The organism is Shewanella benthica KT99 (assembly GCF_000172075.1).
Classification (GTDB): domain Bacteria; phylum Pseudomonadota; class Gammaproteobacteria; order Enterobacterales; family Shewanellaceae; genus Shewanella; species Shewanella benthica_A.
In genome coordinates this window covers 96,687-112,570 of sequence record NZ_ABIC01000011.1, presented here as the reverse complement: position 1 = coordinate 112,570, position 15,884 = coordinate 96,687, and the positions used below count along the sequence as shown (strand labels likewise).

The window sequence follows — 15,884 nt, the reverse complement described above, 5'->3', positions numbered from 1 at the left end:
GCTGGATGCAGTTCAACTACATGTATGCTGTGGATGAACTTCCTGGTGGAAGCAACCATGACTATATGGAAATGGAATTCGGCGGCCGTGCTGGTGTTGTTGATTTGTATGGTTATGTAGATGTGTTTAACCCAAGTGAGCGTACAGATAGCGACAAATCTGGTTCTCCAAAGATGTTTATGAAGTTCGCACCGCGCTTCTCTATCGATGCCATCACAGGTATGGACCTATCGGTTGGTCCAATTCAAGAAGTTTATCTAACAACACTATTTAACTGGGGTGGCGGAGACATAAACCTTTATGCACCTGGTGCTGGTGATGTAAACAATGCTTCAATCGGTATCGGTGCCGATGTTATGGTACCTTGGTTCGGTAAAGTAAGCATGAACCTATATAAGTACTACGAAATTCAAGCTAAAGATTGGAACGGTTATCAGTTTTCTATGAACTGGTTCAAGCCTTTCATTAACTTCGATAACGGTAGCTTTATCTCTTATCAAGGTTATTTAGATTATCAGTTTGCAAGTGACGATGACTATGCTGCCGAACAAAATAAAACTCAAGCTTCTTCTGGTGGCGTAATGTTTAACGGTATCTATTGGCATTCTGACAACTACGCAGTTGGTTATGGCATTAAGGCATTCAGTGATGTTTACCTGATTAAAGATACTGATGGCTTTCAGTCTACAGGCTTCGCACATTATTTCTCAGCGACTTACAAGTTCTAAGAGCTAATCTTGACGATTAGTCATAGATTTTTTATTAGTAATAAGTAAGCATCTGGAGCCGTGCGCTGCACGGCTCTATATTTAATTGTTACTTAAGCAAGAGCTGTATTTTATTAGCCTGTTTAATTAAAAGTTAATCTATAAAATATAAAGATAAATGAACGTTTTACGCGCTAAAATGGATTTTTCGCGGCAAGGCAGGAACCTAGCACTTATAGTTGTAATGACTCAGTTCCCCTTCCCGGTCTTCAAGGATTCAAGTCGTGACCTAGTGTCAGGATTGTTGTTAGCGATGATGACTAAAAAATCGCAAACGACGCTGAATACCTGAATTAACCGATATCGCCTATGGTGGTATCTTAGGCATTGCCCGAAGGCCCGGCCATAACAATAATCAACACGCCCCCTACTGGCACTGTCATAATTAGATTTCTATTTCAATTTACTATTTGAACTTTTACACATTGGAATTAGTTTCGGAGAACTATTATGAGCGATTTAAAACAAGCTGCACAAAAAGCCATTGAACTAATGGATTTAACAACCCTTAATGACGACGATACCGAACAGAAAGTGATCGAGCTTTGTCATAAGGCGCAAACTGCGGCAGGCAACACCGCCGCTATCTGTATCTACCCACGTTTCGTCCCGATTGCCCGTAAGACACTGAACGAAATGGGCGCTGACAGCGTACGTATCGCGACTGTGACTAACTTCCCACATGGCAACGATGACATAGCTATCGCGGTATTAGAGACTCGTGCTGCCGTTGCTTATGGTGCAGACGAAGTCGATGTCGTCTTCCCATACCGCGCCCTGATGGCAGGCGATGAAACTGTAGGTTTCGAGTTAGTCAAAGCCTGTAAAGAAGCCTGTGGTGATGATGTTCTGCTCAAAGTCATCATAGAATCAGGTGTACTGCAAGATCCAGCACTTATCCGTAAAGCCTCTGAGCTTTGTATCGATGCTGGTGCCGATTTCATCAAGACTTCAACCGGTAAAGTCGCGGTCAATGCCACGCTAGAAGCGGCTGAGATCATGATGACAGTGATCAGTGAGAAGAACACTAAAGTGGGTTTCAAGCCTGCAGGTGGCGTTCGTGATGCCGCTGCAGCTAAAGAATTTTTAGGCGTAGCCGCTCGTCTTCTTGGTGATGATTGGGCTACTCCACGCACCTTCCGTTTCGGTGCTTCTAGCTTGTTAGTTAACCTGCTGCACACGTTGGAGCTGGGTGAAGCGGCTAAAGGTAAGCAGGGCTACTAGTTACAAGGGCTAAGTTAGATAGCTTTATTCTTTTAATGTGAACAATAAGGCTAATCTTTTTAGTTAAGTGTGATCTAAATCTAATTGAAGGCACTGGAACTCGGCTAGTATCAAATGTAGCAAAGTTACAGTTTTAGTGTTTTACAAAAGAGTTTGTGGCTTAAAACTGAATTTTAGTTACAGACTTGGAGGTAGTACCATGTTTCTAGCACAAGAGATAATTCGTAAGAAGCGCAACGCAGAAGCCTTGTCTAAAGAAGAGATCCAGTTCTTCGTTAAAGGCATCACCGACAATAGTGTTTCAGAAGGTCAAATTGCGGCCTTTGGTATGGCAGTCTACTTCAACGACATGAACATGGATGAGCGCATCGCGCTGACCACATGCATGCGTGATTCAGGCACAGTACTTAACTGGCAGAGTCTGGATCTAGACGGTCCTATCATAGATAAGCACAGCACTGGTGGCGTCGGTGACGTGATCAGCTTGATGCTTGGCCCTATGGCTGCCGCTTGTGGTGGTTATGTGCCTATGATATCGGGTCGTGGCCTAGGTCATACCGGTGGCACCTTAGACAAGTTTGATGCTATCCCAGGTTATCAAACCGAACCAGACAGTGCCCTGTTCAGAAAAGTGGTTAAAGAGGCGGGTGTGGCCATCATAGGTCAAACCGGCGATCTGGTTCCTGCGGATAAACGTTTCTATTCTATCCGTGACAATACCGCCACAGTCGAATCAATTTCCCTTATTACTGCTTCAATTCTTTCTAAGAAATTGGCAGCGGGTCTCGATGCTCTGGTCATGGACGTTAAAGTCGGCAGTGGCGCATTTATGCCAACCTATGAAGCCTCTGAAGAGCTGGCTCGTAGTATTGCCGCCGTCGCGAACGGTGCCGGGACTAAGACAACAGCACTGCTTACCGATATGAATCAGGTGTTGGCTTCTTGTGCCGGTAATGCCGTCGAAGTGAAAGAGGCGGTGGATTTCCTTACCGGGAAATACCGCAACCCACGTCTATACGAAGTCACCATGGGTCTATGTGCCGAAATGCTGCAACTCGGTGGCATAGCCGCGAATGAAGCCGAAGCGCGAGCTAAACTGAATAAAGTACTCGACAATGGTAAGGCTGCTGAAATTTTTGGCCGCATGATATCAGGACTCGGTGGTCCGACAGATTTTATCGAAAATCCAGGTCTGTATCTGCCTGAGTCTAAAATTGTGCGCCCGGTTTATGCCGAGCAAACAGGTTTCGCCTCAGCCATGGATACTCGAGAGCTAGGTATGGCTGTGGTCACCTTAGGTGGTGGGCGTCGCAAACCTGGTGATGCACTGGACTACAGTGTCGGTCTGACTCAGGTTTGCGCCTTAGGTGATGAGATCATCAAGGACAAGCCGATTGCCATGATCCACGCTCAGTCAGAGGGCGCTTTCGAAGCAGCGTCTGCGGCAGTGAGAAATGCTATTCAGGTTGCCGATACTCGTCCCGAGAAGACGCCTGAAATTTATCGTTATATACGCGCCGAAGATCTGTAAATAGGCTGCGTAAGAGGTTTTTATGAAAAGAACAATCATCATGATGATGGACTCATTCGGTATAGGTGCTGCAAGTGATGCAGCATCTTTCGGCGATATAGGGTCCGATACTTTCGGTAGCATAGCTAAAGCTTGTGCCGAAGGTAAAGCCGATATCGGCCGTCAAGGCTCACTTAAATTACCTAACCTTTGTCGTCTTGGTCTCGCCATGGCAGGTAAAGAGAGTACCGGTGAATTTGCCGCGGGTTTTAGTGACAATGTCGAAGTGATCGGCGCCTATGGGCATGCCGATGAGCTGAGCACAGGTAAAGACACGCCTAGTGGTCATTGGGAAATGGCGGGTGTGCCAGTTTTATACGAGTGGGGATACTTCTCCGATCTGACTAATTCTTTTCCGAAAGAGCTGACCGATAAGATTCTTGCCCGTGCTGGACTCGACGGCTACATGGGTAACTGCCATGCGTCGGGTACGGCGATATTAGAAGAGCTGGGCGAAGAGCATATGCGCAACGGCCAGCCTATCTTCTATACTTCGGCTGATTCAGTTTTCCAGATCGCCTGTCATGAAGAGTCATTCGGCCTAGAGAATCTTTACACTCTATGTCAAATTGCGCGAGAAGAGCTTGAGCCATATAATATTGGCCGTGTGATTGCGCGTGCCTTCGTCGGTACTTGTGCTAGCGATTTTGAGCGCACCGGTAATCGTCGTGATTATGCGGTAGAGCCACCTGCCAAGACGGTACTCGACAAACTTGTTGCCGCTGGCGGCGAAGTGGTCAGTGTCGGCAAAATTGCCGATATCTACGCCCACTGCGGCATTACTAAGAAGGTGAAGGCAACCGGCCTCGAAGCCTTGTTCGATGCAACGCTTGAGCAAGTTAAACAAGCGGGTGACAGAACCATAGTTTTCACTAACTTTGTTGATTTCGACTCTCATTACGGTCATCGCCGCGATATCGCGGGTTATGCCAAGGCGCTGGAATATTTCGATTCCCGTATGCCTGAGATGCTTGAACTGCTCAACGAAGATGACCTGCTGATATTAACCGCCGATCACGGCTGTGATCCAAGCTGGAAGGGCACAGATCATACTCGTGAACGTGTGCCTGTATTGGCATTGGGCGCCGGACTCGAAGCTGGGTCTCTGGGACGTCGTAAGAGTTTCGCCGATATTGGTCAATCTATCGCAACTTATTTCAAGTTAGAGCCGATGGAATATGGCGAGTCTTTCGTCAAGTAATACATTTTAGTACTAAGCTGATATCGATTAGCTTAGTACTGCTTTTAAGTTTGGCGGTTTAGATGATGACCGCCATCAATAAGACTTAATACTAATTTAGTACTAGTTTAAGTTACAAATATATAAGGGGTTATATAGATGGCTACACCACATATTAATGCTGTTGACGGTGCATTCGCGGATACTGTGCTTTTTCCAGGCGATCCACTTCGCGCTAAATACATCGCTGAGACGTTTCTAGAGAATGTTGAGCAAGTGACTGACGTGCGTAACATGTTAGGTTTTACCGGTACTTATAAAGGCGTGCGTATCTCAGTTATGGGTTCAGGCATGGGCATTCCTTCTTGCTCTATCTATGCGACAGAACTTATCAGAGATTACGGTGTTAAGAACCTGATCCGTGTGGGAACTTGTGGCGCTATTAGCGCTGACGTTAAAGTACGTGACGTATTGATCGGCATGGGTGCATGTACTGATTCACAAGCTAACCGTCTACGTTTCAAGGGTCAAGATTTCGCCGCTATCGCTGATTACGGTCTGCTTAGCGCTGTTGTTAAGGCTGCCGATGCTAAAGGTATTAAGTACCGCGTGGGTAACTTGTTCTCAGCAGATCTTTTCTACACACCGGATCCAGAGATGTTCGACGTGATGGAAAAGATGGACATTCTAGGTGTCGAGATGGAGGCCGCTGGTCTATACGGCGTAGCGAAAGAGTTCGGTGCTAAGGCTCTTTGTGTTTGTACTGTATCTGATCATATCCGTACCGGTGAGAAGACGTCTGCCGATGAGCGTCAGTCTACTTTCAACGAAATGATCGAAATAACACTAGAAGCGGCTATTACTCTGTAATTTCACTTTTAGTTGTTCATAATCAAGGGCTCATTAGAGCCCTTTTTTGTGCCTGTGTAGGAGGGGCTTTAGCCCCGAGAATCGAGAATCTAGGTTCTAGGTTCTAGGTTCTAGGAACTCGTCCCTTCTTCCTTTTTTACTTTATTCTTCTTTAACATCTTCGGCTTCTTTCTTAGTTTCGCACGAGTCTTACGTCTATCGAAATCGGCACGTTTGAATGACAGTGAGCGGGACAATAGCATACCAATCAGGCCTGCTATGATGAGCATTATCTGCTGTTGTTCCATATGGATCTGGTGGGCTTCTTTAATCTCATTGAAAAAGAGTCTGGGTTGCAGCCTCACCTCGATAAAGCCTAAGTTATTACCCTCTTGGATTACCGCTTCGACATAGGGTGGGTAACGTTCCAATAGCAGGCTCAACTCTTCCGATCCTGGTTCCAGCTCCTCATGGCTAACGCTCTGGGCAAATGCCAGCCTCTGTCCATCTTCACTGAAAATACTGGCTGACATCACCTTTGGGTCTAAAACCAGTGTGCTGGCTAACCACTGTAACTGTTCATCATTTTGCAGTTGCAGCGCCGGAGCTGCGCCATAAGCCGTTTGTTGAACCAGTAATCTGGCCATCTTTTGTGTTTGGGACTTTAGAAGCTGCTGCCCTTGTAGTAGGCTAGTTTGCCACAACTGGATAAGACCCACGGCTAAGGTGATAGCAATTGCCATCTGTATTAGCCTGCTAATTCTCTGGCTCTTTTTCAGACCTTGAAGAAAAAACACTATATACCTGTATTTTTGAAGGGTTTAGCTAATCATAATTGATTATTGCCTTGCCCGGTAGTTGGAGAAGCATTACTAATGGAAAGTCTGAGTCATACCTTGCTGTTTTCTTGGTTATCGAGTGGAGAAAATAACCGTTTTCAATATCAGAGTCAGATTTTGTCCAAGCATACGGAGATCAAAGCTCCGCTCTGTGAGATGAGAATTCGTTGTGTCTTTGATAATAAATCAGATGGAGCTGCACTCGTCACGGCCATTGGTCAGTTACAGCAAAATTTGAGTTTAGCGATTATCGAGCGTAAAACTGGACTCAATTGCATCGAAATCTGTGCCGATGAACCACTAAATCTGCCACAGATGCAACTGATATCTTCTATCCAAGGGGTTGAAACATTTCCTATTTCAGCTAAGCAGGCGCAGTTAAATCAGCCGGGCCTGTTAGTGATGGACATGGACTCTACGGCGATTGAGATCGAGTGTATCGATGAGCTGGCCGTGATGGCCGGAGTCGGTGCTGCGGTTGCGGCAGTGACTGAGCGTGCCATGCAAGGCGAGTTGGATTTTGAAGAGAGCCTGCGTGCTCGCGTGGCCCAGCTCGAAGGTGCCGATGAGCAGATCATTCAAGACTTGTGCGATCGGCTGCCCTTGATGCCGGGGCTAGTCGAGTCAGTCGAAGAGTTACAGCATTATGGCTGGAAAATCGTGGTGGCCTCAGGCGGTTTCACTCCTTTCGTTGGTCACTTGAAACAGCTTCTGGGTTTAGATGCCGCCTATGCAAACGACTTGGTTATCGAGCAAGGTAAACTTGCCGGAACCATAACCGGCCAGGTGGTCGACGCACAATTTAAGGCTGACACTGTGATCCGCTGCGCCGAGATGTGGCAAATTCCCGTGGGCCAAAGACTCGCCATCGGCGATGGTGCCAACGATATTCCCATGATCGAGATTGCCGATTATGGTATCGCTTACCATGCGAAACCTAAACTCGAGCAGGCCGCCGATGTCGCTATCAGCAAGCTTAATCTCAAGGCTCTGCCCTACTTGTTGCAGCTTCGTTAGTGGGTGAAGTTTGCCAGGTGATGTGAGGGGTGGTCCACCCTGGTGTATTTAAAATTTCGTTTAAAACTGTCCTCTATAACCTCTGACCACTTAGGTTTTTCTTCGTCGCTTGTTTGATTTGAATCTGATTGAGTAATTATGCTTGTTTTTTGTCTGTTGACTCAGTAATTTATGAGCTAAATTAATCTTTATTAAAAATAAGATATACGCTGTGGCTATTGAACAAACCTCGATGTTTATTCCCTATCTGGATGGGAAATTGCACCTCAGACGGATAAAACCTATGAATGCAGACATGAGCAAATCGCCAATATTCATGCTCCATGGTGCCATGTCTAACGGTCGGGTATTTTACAGTGACTCGGGTAAGGGCTTGGCCTGTTTTCTGGCTGAGTCGGGCTTTGTGGTATATGTGCTCGACACATATGGTCGTGGGCTGAGTGCGCCTAAACTACGGCGGGGATCGACACTCGGTCAAGGTCAGGTCATTCGAGATCAGTTACCCTTAATACATCACTATATCGTTTCCCTGCATCCGAATAATCCACCCATTCACTGGTGTGGCCATTCGTGGGGCGGCGTGCTGATGGCCAGCGCCATCTCCAGATTCCCGCTATTCCAGGAGAGCATAGCTTCTCTGCTCACCTTTGGCACAAAACGTAGCATCAAGATTAAGTCCCTTAAAAAATGGATGATGGTCGATATCGGCTGGAACAAGATGGCGCCGCTAATCGCTTGGTCTCATGGTTATCTGGCCGCCGATCGTTGGCGTATGGGTATGGATAATGAGAGTCGCTCCTCTCTGGCTCAGAGTATCGATTGGGTGCGCGGTGATTGGATCGATCACGATGATGGTTTCGATTATGGCAAAGCCGCCATCAACACGGCTAAGCAAGGCAAGTGGCCAAAAGCCTGGTTTATCGCCGGCCTAGGAGATAAGGTGTTGGGGCACCCAGAAGATGTGCTAAGAATGATTCAGGAATGTCAGTTCTCGGACGTGCGCTACACCTTGTTGTCTAAGGCAGAAGGCTACCGTCATGATTACGGTCATGCCGATATGTTGACTCACAAAGATGCAAGGGCTGATCACTTCGAACAGGTAAAAATGTGGTATGAACAGATTGAAGGGGCGAGTTCCTAGATCCTAGGAACTCATATTCTAGATAACTAATTTAACCAGCATCTGCCGTGATGCTAGATTGTGTCTCATGCAGCTGCGGGTATCTTAGTAATACTTCTTCGGTGATGTCCAGCAGTTCGCCGACGCCGATGATCCGCCACATTAGCTCTTCGAGCTTCCTGGATTTGTGATGAGCGTGGATGCCGATATATTCCATTTCACGTCGAATATAGTTGAGATCGGGTTTTCCTGCCGCACCTCGGTAGATCCTGAGGGCCATAAACCGACCTAAATTATTGCTCTGCTGGATAAAGTGCAGTCTGGCATCGAGATCGCCTATCTCATCGGGCGAAATACACTTTACTCTAACTTCTCCCTGAGATTGTCTGGAAACCTGCAGGTAGGTCTCAAAATACTCTAGGCCATCCTGGGGTTTCAGCGCGCGGATCGGGTCAATAAAATCTCTCTTCAAACGACCGTCTTTCAGCAATGATTCTAGGTTATATTGCAGTGATTGGCTCGCCGAGGCGGCAAATATATCTGTGATGACATTCTTATTAGTGCCGATTCCTATCAGCGAGAGTTTGGCTGATTTTTGTGTTTTTTCTACAAAATAGGGTACCGAGTCCAGGTGACGCATCAATAAGTTCTTTAAACCATCGGCGAGCTCTTTCTTCTCGCTGTTGGCCTCGGTGATCTTCTCTAACTTATCTTTGTTATGAATGATGAGTTTATTGATAAACTCGACGCCGATATGGGGAGTATGTCCCATTACCGCTGTCAGATGAACCGTGCCGCCTTTTTTACGGGTGTTGATCAGTCGATAGGGAAGATGACTGAGTTGAACCTTACCCGATATCTGCTGTAGCTTTGGAAATCCAAGGTGTATCGGTGCCGCTTTATCAAATTGAGTGGCATCATCTAAGGTTAATTGTAATCCCTTGCTCGATATATCATGGGTCGAGCCCGTGATTGATAGCTTACCTTGGCTTAACTTCACCTGAGTCTTGAAGGAGTAGCGCGCCTCATTTCGGCGCTCACTGAACTGCAGCGAAAGCAGTTTTATCGGATTGCTTTTTACTTTCTGTTGGCCGAAAACTTTTAATTCATTGGCTTTGCTTTTACATACGTTGCCCCAAGACAGGTAATCTTGCTGGGACTCAGCGGTGGTGAGATCCATAAGCTGTAGTACATGGGTAAAGCGTTTCAGCTGGACTTCGGTTAGGGCGCTGTAATTTGGGTCGTCGCCGGGGAGCATGGAGGCCTTGTAGGATTTTGCGTGATCTATCTTATGGTGCGCCAGCTTAAAGACTCTCCAGGAAGGCTTACTGGCACCGAAACTAAAGAAGAGTGCCTGTAATTTTTTTTGTTTAAGCTCGGCTAATGTTGCCGAATAGAAGTAGATGTGCCCTTGAGTCTGGAAGGTAAAGCAGAAAAATAGTTGGTGGTCTTTATTTTCTGGCTCAATAAGTAGGTTTTTCAAACGACTATCGGAGAGCATCGCCGATAGTTGGCTAACATCTTGTTCGTCTTGAAAATAATACTGCAGTTGTTGGTTATCCCGACTGAGTAATTTATGGGTAATTTGATATTGGCCCTCAATGGATTCTAGGTACAGAGGCAAATGAGGCAGGTGAGGCAGGTAGTGGCGCTCGAACCCTAAGCCAGTAGCGGCCACGAGTACATCGTTGATATCGACTTTATATCTGAATTTATAGCTCCTGATCAGGTTAGATAGCATTTCCGATAGGGCATCGGAGCCACCGACACGTTTTAGCCGCATCCAACAATATTCATTGCTGGTTTGTGTATCGACTATTTCGTAGTCGACTCCTTGTTGCAGATCTTCATAGTAATATTCCTCAGCTAGTTCGATTAGCTTAACTTTGATAGGTTTATCAAGTTCGAAATGATGTTTTACGGGGAGTCGGATTCTGGCTCCGCCGACAGACAAGTCTACCGTGATCCCCTGAATCTCTGCGCGGTTAGGCTGAAGCACCGAGATACGTATGCTGTAGTTCATTCTCTCTTCACTACGATTGAAATAACTGCCTAAGACAACCCCTTGGGCTAAGTAAGGAGTGGCTGGAATCTCATCTTGGGGTTTTTCAGCGTCTCTCTGTTTTAGCTTTCTGAGTTTGTGGGCTTCGATGACATTCTCATAAACACCTAAGGTGTACTGATTACGATAGAGTGCCACCGATTCGAGAAAACTCACTTTGGCTGGGTCATCTAAGAAGTGTTGCTGTTTACCATGGACAAGCGCTTCACAGGGCAATTCAGATTTGTCTCTTAGATCTATGATGCGAGTGCAGGGCGACGAGATGCGATTGAGCTCCATCTTGAGTAAGAAGCGAGTTGAATGCGACTCGCCTGTGGTCAGACTATCAAATAGCTCATGGAAATCGGGTTCCATTAGCAGGGGCTTGAGCTGTTCAATTAGGGCACTATGTTCGTCTAAACTCATTTACTCGCTTCTTCTAAGAGGGCTTGGGTAATCGTATCTACTGGTCTTGTGGGCTGAAAACTAAGGCCGTTAATAGTATCATGTCGGCAACAGCTGATATTACTTAATACTTAATAAGGCTAGTTAGCATATTTAAGTCGTTATTATTACTTTTATCTTAAGTCATTATTGGCTTCCGTTGTACGTTATTCTTCTTGAACTTATGGGTTAATTGTTAGGTTAACTCTATTTTTTAACTGATGTAATAAAGAGTTATGGCAAAAAATAAAACAGCATTTGTATGTAATGAGTGTGGGCAGGATTTTCATCGCTGGCAGGGGCAGTGTAGCGCTTGTACCGAGTGGAATACCATCACAGAGGTACGCTTAGGGGCAATCAAGTCGGCGGGTTCTTCTGTGTCTGGTTATGCGGGTGCGGTGGGCGGTGGCTCTAAGAAACTCAACGAGATTAGAGAAGTCGAAGCCGAGAAGGTGCTCACTGGCATTGGTGAGCTTGACCGGGTGCTGTGCGGTGGTTTAACCACAGGTTCCGTGAATATTATTTCAGGTGATCCCGGAGCGGGCAAGACTACCCTGTTATCAGACCTCATATCGCGCATGTCCCAGTTGATGCCATCGCTATACTGTACCGCTGAAGAGTCCTTGTCACAGTTTAAGAATCGAGTGACCCGTCTCAAGTTAAGCTGTAATGAAGACAATTTGTACCTGATGGCGGAAACTAGCGTCGAAGCAATCATAGCCGAGCTCGATGCCAAGCAGATTAAATTTGCCGTCATCGACTCGATTCAAGCGGTGGTCACAGACCTCGCCAATGGTAGCCCAGGCTCTCCCTCTCAAGTGAAGAGCAGCGCTCAGGCATTGACTCAATACTGTAAGCAAAATAACGTCACCATGTTCCTGGCGGCCCACGTGAATAAAAATAATGAAACTGCCGGCCCGCAGACACTGATCCATATCGTCGACTGTCTCATTCACCTCGAGTGCAACGACGGTCAAATTCGTACCCTAAGAGCCAATAAGAACCGCTTCGGTGATGTCGATACTGTCGGTATCTTCAAGATGACTGAACGGGGCATGCTCAGTGTCGATAACCCCAGTGAAATTTTCCTCTCGGGTTCGACGACTGAATCTCCTGGTGCGGCGATCACCTGTATTCGTAAGGGTAATCGTAATTTGTTGCTCGAGATCCAGTGTTTAACCACGGAAACTGAAGGTGAGTTTCCACAGCGAGTCTGCGTCGGACTCAGTATGAACCGTATTAAGATGCTGACTGGCATATTGCGTAAGCATACCCGCACTAAGATTTTTCATGATACCTACTTCAACTTAGTCGGTGGTTTGAAGATTGATGAGTCAGAAACCTGTATTGACTTGGCATTAGTCACCGCATTACTCAGTAGCTTGAATGATTTTGTGGTGCCCAGAACCACCTGCATCATGGGAGAGCTAAGCTTGAATGGTGATGTGCGTCCCATAGATAGCGGCGTACCACGGGTGAAAGAAGCGGTGCAGCATGGCTTTACCGAGATCTATATTCCACACCGCAACTATCACAAGTCGATGGAAGGGTTAGGGGCTAAGATTTATCCGGTGAAGACTATCCATGATTTTCTTGAGTTAATAAATTAACTCTACTCATTTTGTTTGTGGGTTCATTTGGCAGGTTTGGTATTAGGTATTAGGTATTAGGTTAATTTACTGGATACCATAACTTTCTTGTTATCTAACGCCTGTCCGGCGAGGGATGTGCCCCATGTGTCAGGATAGTTGTCACCCCTTAAAATCATCCATTAATTCAACATAAGGGGCGGTAAACAGAGAGCGAGATGGCCAGATATTCACAAGAACGTAAAGAAGCGATCCTTAAAAAGTTATTGCCTCCCAAAGTATGACTGTCGCAGAGGTCTCACAGAGTGAAGGTGTCTCATCCAAAACCTTGTATCATTGGCGCGATAAACTCAGAAAAGAAGGTCAACCCGTGCCAGGTAAAACATTAACCAGTGATGAATGGTCTGCTGAAGCTAAGCTTGCAGTCATTATCGAAACAGCCCCGATGTCAGAAGCTGAAATTAGTCAGTATTGTTGAGAAAAGGGTTTATATAGAGAGCATGTACTGGAGTGGAAACAAGATTGTTTAGGTGGTTTTCAGTCGAGTAAATCTCAAGCTAAAGAGATAAAAATTCAGGCTAAAGCAGATAAAGCTGAGATAAAATCGTTGAAACGAGAGCTGCGATATAAAGATAAGGCGCTAGCTGAAACCGCGGCGTTATTGGTGCTCAGAAAAAAGCTCAGTGCCTTGTGGGGAGACGACAACGAGGAGAGCTAACACCGCTGGCAGAGCGCGTTAAATTAGTCGAGTTAATCCGAGAGGCTCACCATAGTGGCGCAAGGTTGGATAAAGCGTGTGAAGTCGCCTCAGTGAGTAAGCGGACTTATCGTCGTTGGTATAGCGCTGGAAAAGTACAAGCAGGCCGACGGGCCACAGCCGTTAGGCCTGAGCCTGCCAATAAGCTGACAAAGCACGAACGTCAGCAAGTGTTGGATGTGTGCAATGAATCGAGGTTTGCGAGTTTACCTCCGTCGCAGATAGTGCCGACACTCCTGGATGAAGGCGTTTATATTGCTTCTGAATCAACATACTATCGCGTGCTCAAAGCCAACGAACAGGTCAATCATCGTGGCCGTAGTCGCCACATCACGGCAAGGAGTAAGCCTGAGGCTTATCAGGCTAAAGGCCCAAATGAAATTTGGTCTTGGGATATCACTTATTGCGCCTCGGTCATCAAAGGTCAGTTTTATTATCTGTATATGTTTGAAGATATTTACAGCCGTAAAATTGTTGGATATGAAGTCCATGAGCGGGAGTGTGGTGAGCTTGCCGCCCAGCTCATGCAACGAAACATGCTACGCGAACAATGCTTTAACCAGCCACTGGTGTTGCGCTCAGATAATGGTGCGCCAATGAAGTGTCTGACCATAAAAGCTAAGCTTGAAGAGTTGGGCGTAACAGCCTCACTGAGTAGACCGAGTGTGAGTAATGACAATCCTTATTCTGAGTCATTATTTAGGACGCTCAAGTACCGACCACAATGGCCTAGCAAAGGTTTTAATAGCCTGACAGAGACGCGTGAATGGGTGGATGATTTTATCACTTGGTACAACGATGAGCATAAACATAGCAAGCTCAATTTTGTGTCACCAGGCAAAAGACATGCGATGCAAGATAAGGATATTTTGTCCAATCGAAAAATCGTACTTGAAGCTGCGCAGGAGAGGAATCCGATGCGCTGGCCTAACGGAATTAGAAACTGTGAACCCATCGGCGCGGTAATGTTGAACCCAGATAGTGTGCCTGATGAAGAGACGGAAAAGGCAGCATAAAATTTAAGCAAAGAGTGTCAACTACCTTGAAACACACCGCCTTTGATGTCACCCTCAAGAACCCATTGTGCTGAGCTTTTGCGACTTAAACAAATGAAGCATTGGGCTATCGCATCTGCGGTACTACGGTTAGGTCGAAACCCGTAACTGTTTGCATCGGCAACGGTTTCAGATATTGGCTCCAAAGCAAGAAGATACAAGGCCTGTTGCGCTCTATCTATCATGCATGGAATGCCTAATGGCCTGAGTTTGCCGTTTTTCTTGGGGATATAGAGCCGCCTGAGCGGTTTAGCTTGATAGCCTTTTCGGCTCAGTTGATTAATCGCAGTCATGCGACGAGCATCGGTGTTCCAGATGATGCCGTCAATTCCTGGCGTTTTACTGCCTTTGTTTTGTGATACTCGTTTAACAGCAAGAAATTTTGCTGCTTTTGAGTGAGTCAGTAACCATTGCAAAGCTTTCACTTTACCTCGCCTACCTTCTCTGGTTGCTTTTGCAATGCGCATTTGAAGCTTTAATACTTGCTGCTCAATGGTTTTCCAGTTGATGGATTGCCACTGAGTGCCGCAAGGAGAGGCACTAACTTCAGATGAAGTTATCATTTGCGTTTCTCCATAAATAAAGTTCCTCAAATCATCTTGCAACGGGAGACCAGCTGGAAGTGGGCCCACTTTCGTGCCAGACATAAGTCTGTATCTGCATCATTACAATGCAGCATTAGCTTTCTCCAGCCTCCTTTACCTGCATCACTATCGGCTCTCTTTGCAGAGAGCTTTCTCATTAGGAGCGATACAGGCTTACCGTGTTCCGTATGTCACGCAATGTCAGGGTAGATGCCCACTATAATGCGGAGAGCGTGTTGATCACGAAAGAATACACGCAAACTTCTTTCCTACTCTCGTTGCCTTTTGGCCACAGCGTGTAAACCACTTCCGCTGCTTGTGAAATTACGCATATTATATGGATTCACTTTCATTCATCTTACTGACTCACTAGCACTCACCCGATTTGTGGTTATCAGGAGGAACGTCCTCTCACGATTCTGTTCCCGTCCAATGGACTTCGTTACATTGTCTGGCTCGCTACTTTATTCAGAGCCATAGGGTCATCTGGTGATACAGATGGTTCACTCTTATCGTGGTGAACAACGCTTCATACGACTTCACGTCGCACGGGCAGAGATGAGTTACGAAGCCTAGCAATAAGCCTAAATTTAAGAGATAGGCTGCTTGTGAAAACCTCAGTGTAGATGCGGCTGCGAGCTTCGATTTCAGGGAGTAAATTGCTAATCAACAACATATCCAGTCTAAAATTATGCAATGTTAGCAGTCTACGTCTACGCCAATGCACTCGATCCTGTACATCGCGATGGGTAAAGCGCTTCGCTAAGGGGGGGATACTTGCAATACTGGAGCCCGCAATAACACGGCCAATCCCTGTGTCAGGGTCGTTCTCTGCCATGACTAGCAAA

10 protein-coding genes and 2 pseudogenes are annotated in these 15,884 nt (G+C 46.3%); 9 read left to right on the top strand and 3 right to left on the bottom strand.

What is annotated here, in order from left to right; genetic code table 11:
• The 5 genes from KT99_RS07575 to deoD form a co-directional block, all read left to right on the top strand.
• On the top strand, positions 1–728 hold a 728-nt coding region (locus KT99_RS07575), incomplete at its 5' end, for a nucleoside-specific channel-forming Tsx family protein (RefSeq protein WP_005498599.1).
• A 489-nt stretch (positions 729–1,217) separates the two neighbouring features.
• Positions 1,218–1,991, top strand: coding sequence for a deoxyribose-phosphate aldolase (gene deoC / locus KT99_RS07570; protein ID WP_005498597.1), 774 nt, complete (start codon positions 1,218–1,220; stop codon positions 1,989–1,991).
• A gap of 199 nt (positions 1,992–2,190) precedes the next feature.
• Positions 2,191–3,522 carry a thymidine phosphorylase gene (deoA, locus tag KT99_RS07565; RefSeq protein ID WP_005498596.1) on the top strand — a complete coding sequence of 444 codons (1,332 nt, stop codon included), beginning with the start codon at positions 2,191–2,193 and terminating at the stop codon, positions 3,520–3,522.
• A gap of 22 nt (positions 3,523–3,544) precedes the next feature.
• Entirely contained in the window at positions 3,545–4,762 is a 1,218-nt protein-coding gene (locus tag KT99_RS07560) for a phosphopentomutase (RefSeq protein ID WP_005498594.1), read from the top strand.
• A 138-nt stretch (positions 4,763–4,900) separates the two neighbouring features.
• Positions 4,901–5,611 (top strand): purine-nucleoside phosphorylase, encoded by a 711-nt coding sequence (gene deoD / locus KT99_RS07555; RefSeq protein WP_005498592.1) that lies wholly within the window; start codon positions 4,901–4,903, stop codon positions 5,609–5,611.
• Positions 5,612–5,721: 110 nt separating this feature from the next.
• Here the strand turns inward: deoD and KT99_RS07550 are convergent, their stop codons facing one another.
• Positions 5,722–6,387, bottom strand: a complete 666-nt coding sequence (locus tag KT99_RS07550) for an AhpA/YtjB family protein (protein ID WP_040571711.1) — start codon at positions 6,385–6,387, stop codon at positions 5,722–5,724.
• A 78-nt stretch (positions 6,388–6,465) separates the two neighbouring features.
• On the opposite strand from KT99_RS07550, the gene serB reads away from it, so the two are divergent.
• On the top strand, positions 6,466–7,446 hold the full coding sequence (gene serB, locus KT99_RS07545) for a phosphoserine phosphatase SerB (protein ID WP_005498588.1): 981 nt from the start codon (positions 6,466–6,468) through the stop codon (positions 7,444–7,446).
• Positions 7,447–7,657: 211 nt separating this feature from the next.
• Positions 7,658–8,587 (top strand): alpha/beta fold hydrolase, encoded by a 930-nt coding sequence (locus KT99_RS07540; protein WP_050774324.1) that lies wholly within the window; start codon positions 7,658–7,660, stop codon positions 8,585–8,587.
• Positions 8,588–8,618: 31 nt separating this feature from the next.
• Here KT99_RS07540 and KT99_RS07535 read toward each other — a convergent pair whose 3' ends face one another.
• Complete coding sequence (locus KT99_RS07535; protein ID WP_005498585.1) at positions 8,619–11,033, bottom strand: PilZ domain-containing protein; 2,415 nt, start codon at positions 11,031–11,033, stop codon at positions 8,619–8,621.
• Between the two features lie 254 nt (positions 11,034–11,287).
• Here KT99_RS07535 and radA point away from each other — a divergent pair, with 254 nt between their 5' ends.
• On the top strand, positions 11,288–12,661 hold the full coding sequence (gene radA / locus KT99_RS07530) for a DNA repair protein RadA (protein WP_005498582.1): 1,374 nt from the start codon (positions 11,288–11,290) through the stop codon (positions 12,659–12,661).
• A gap of 197 nt (positions 12,662–12,858) precedes the next feature.
• Positions 12,859–14,413 (top strand): annotated as a pseudogene (locus tag KT99_RS07520) (IS3 family transposase).
• Positions 14,414–14,454: 41 nt separating this feature from the next.
• Here the strand turns inward: KT99_RS07520 and KT99_RS07515 are convergent.
• Positions 14,455–15,015: pseudogene (locus KT99_RS07515) on the bottom strand (reverse transcriptase N-terminal domain-containing protein); the annotation flags it as partial.
• Positions 15,016–15,884: the final 869 nt, after the last annotated feature.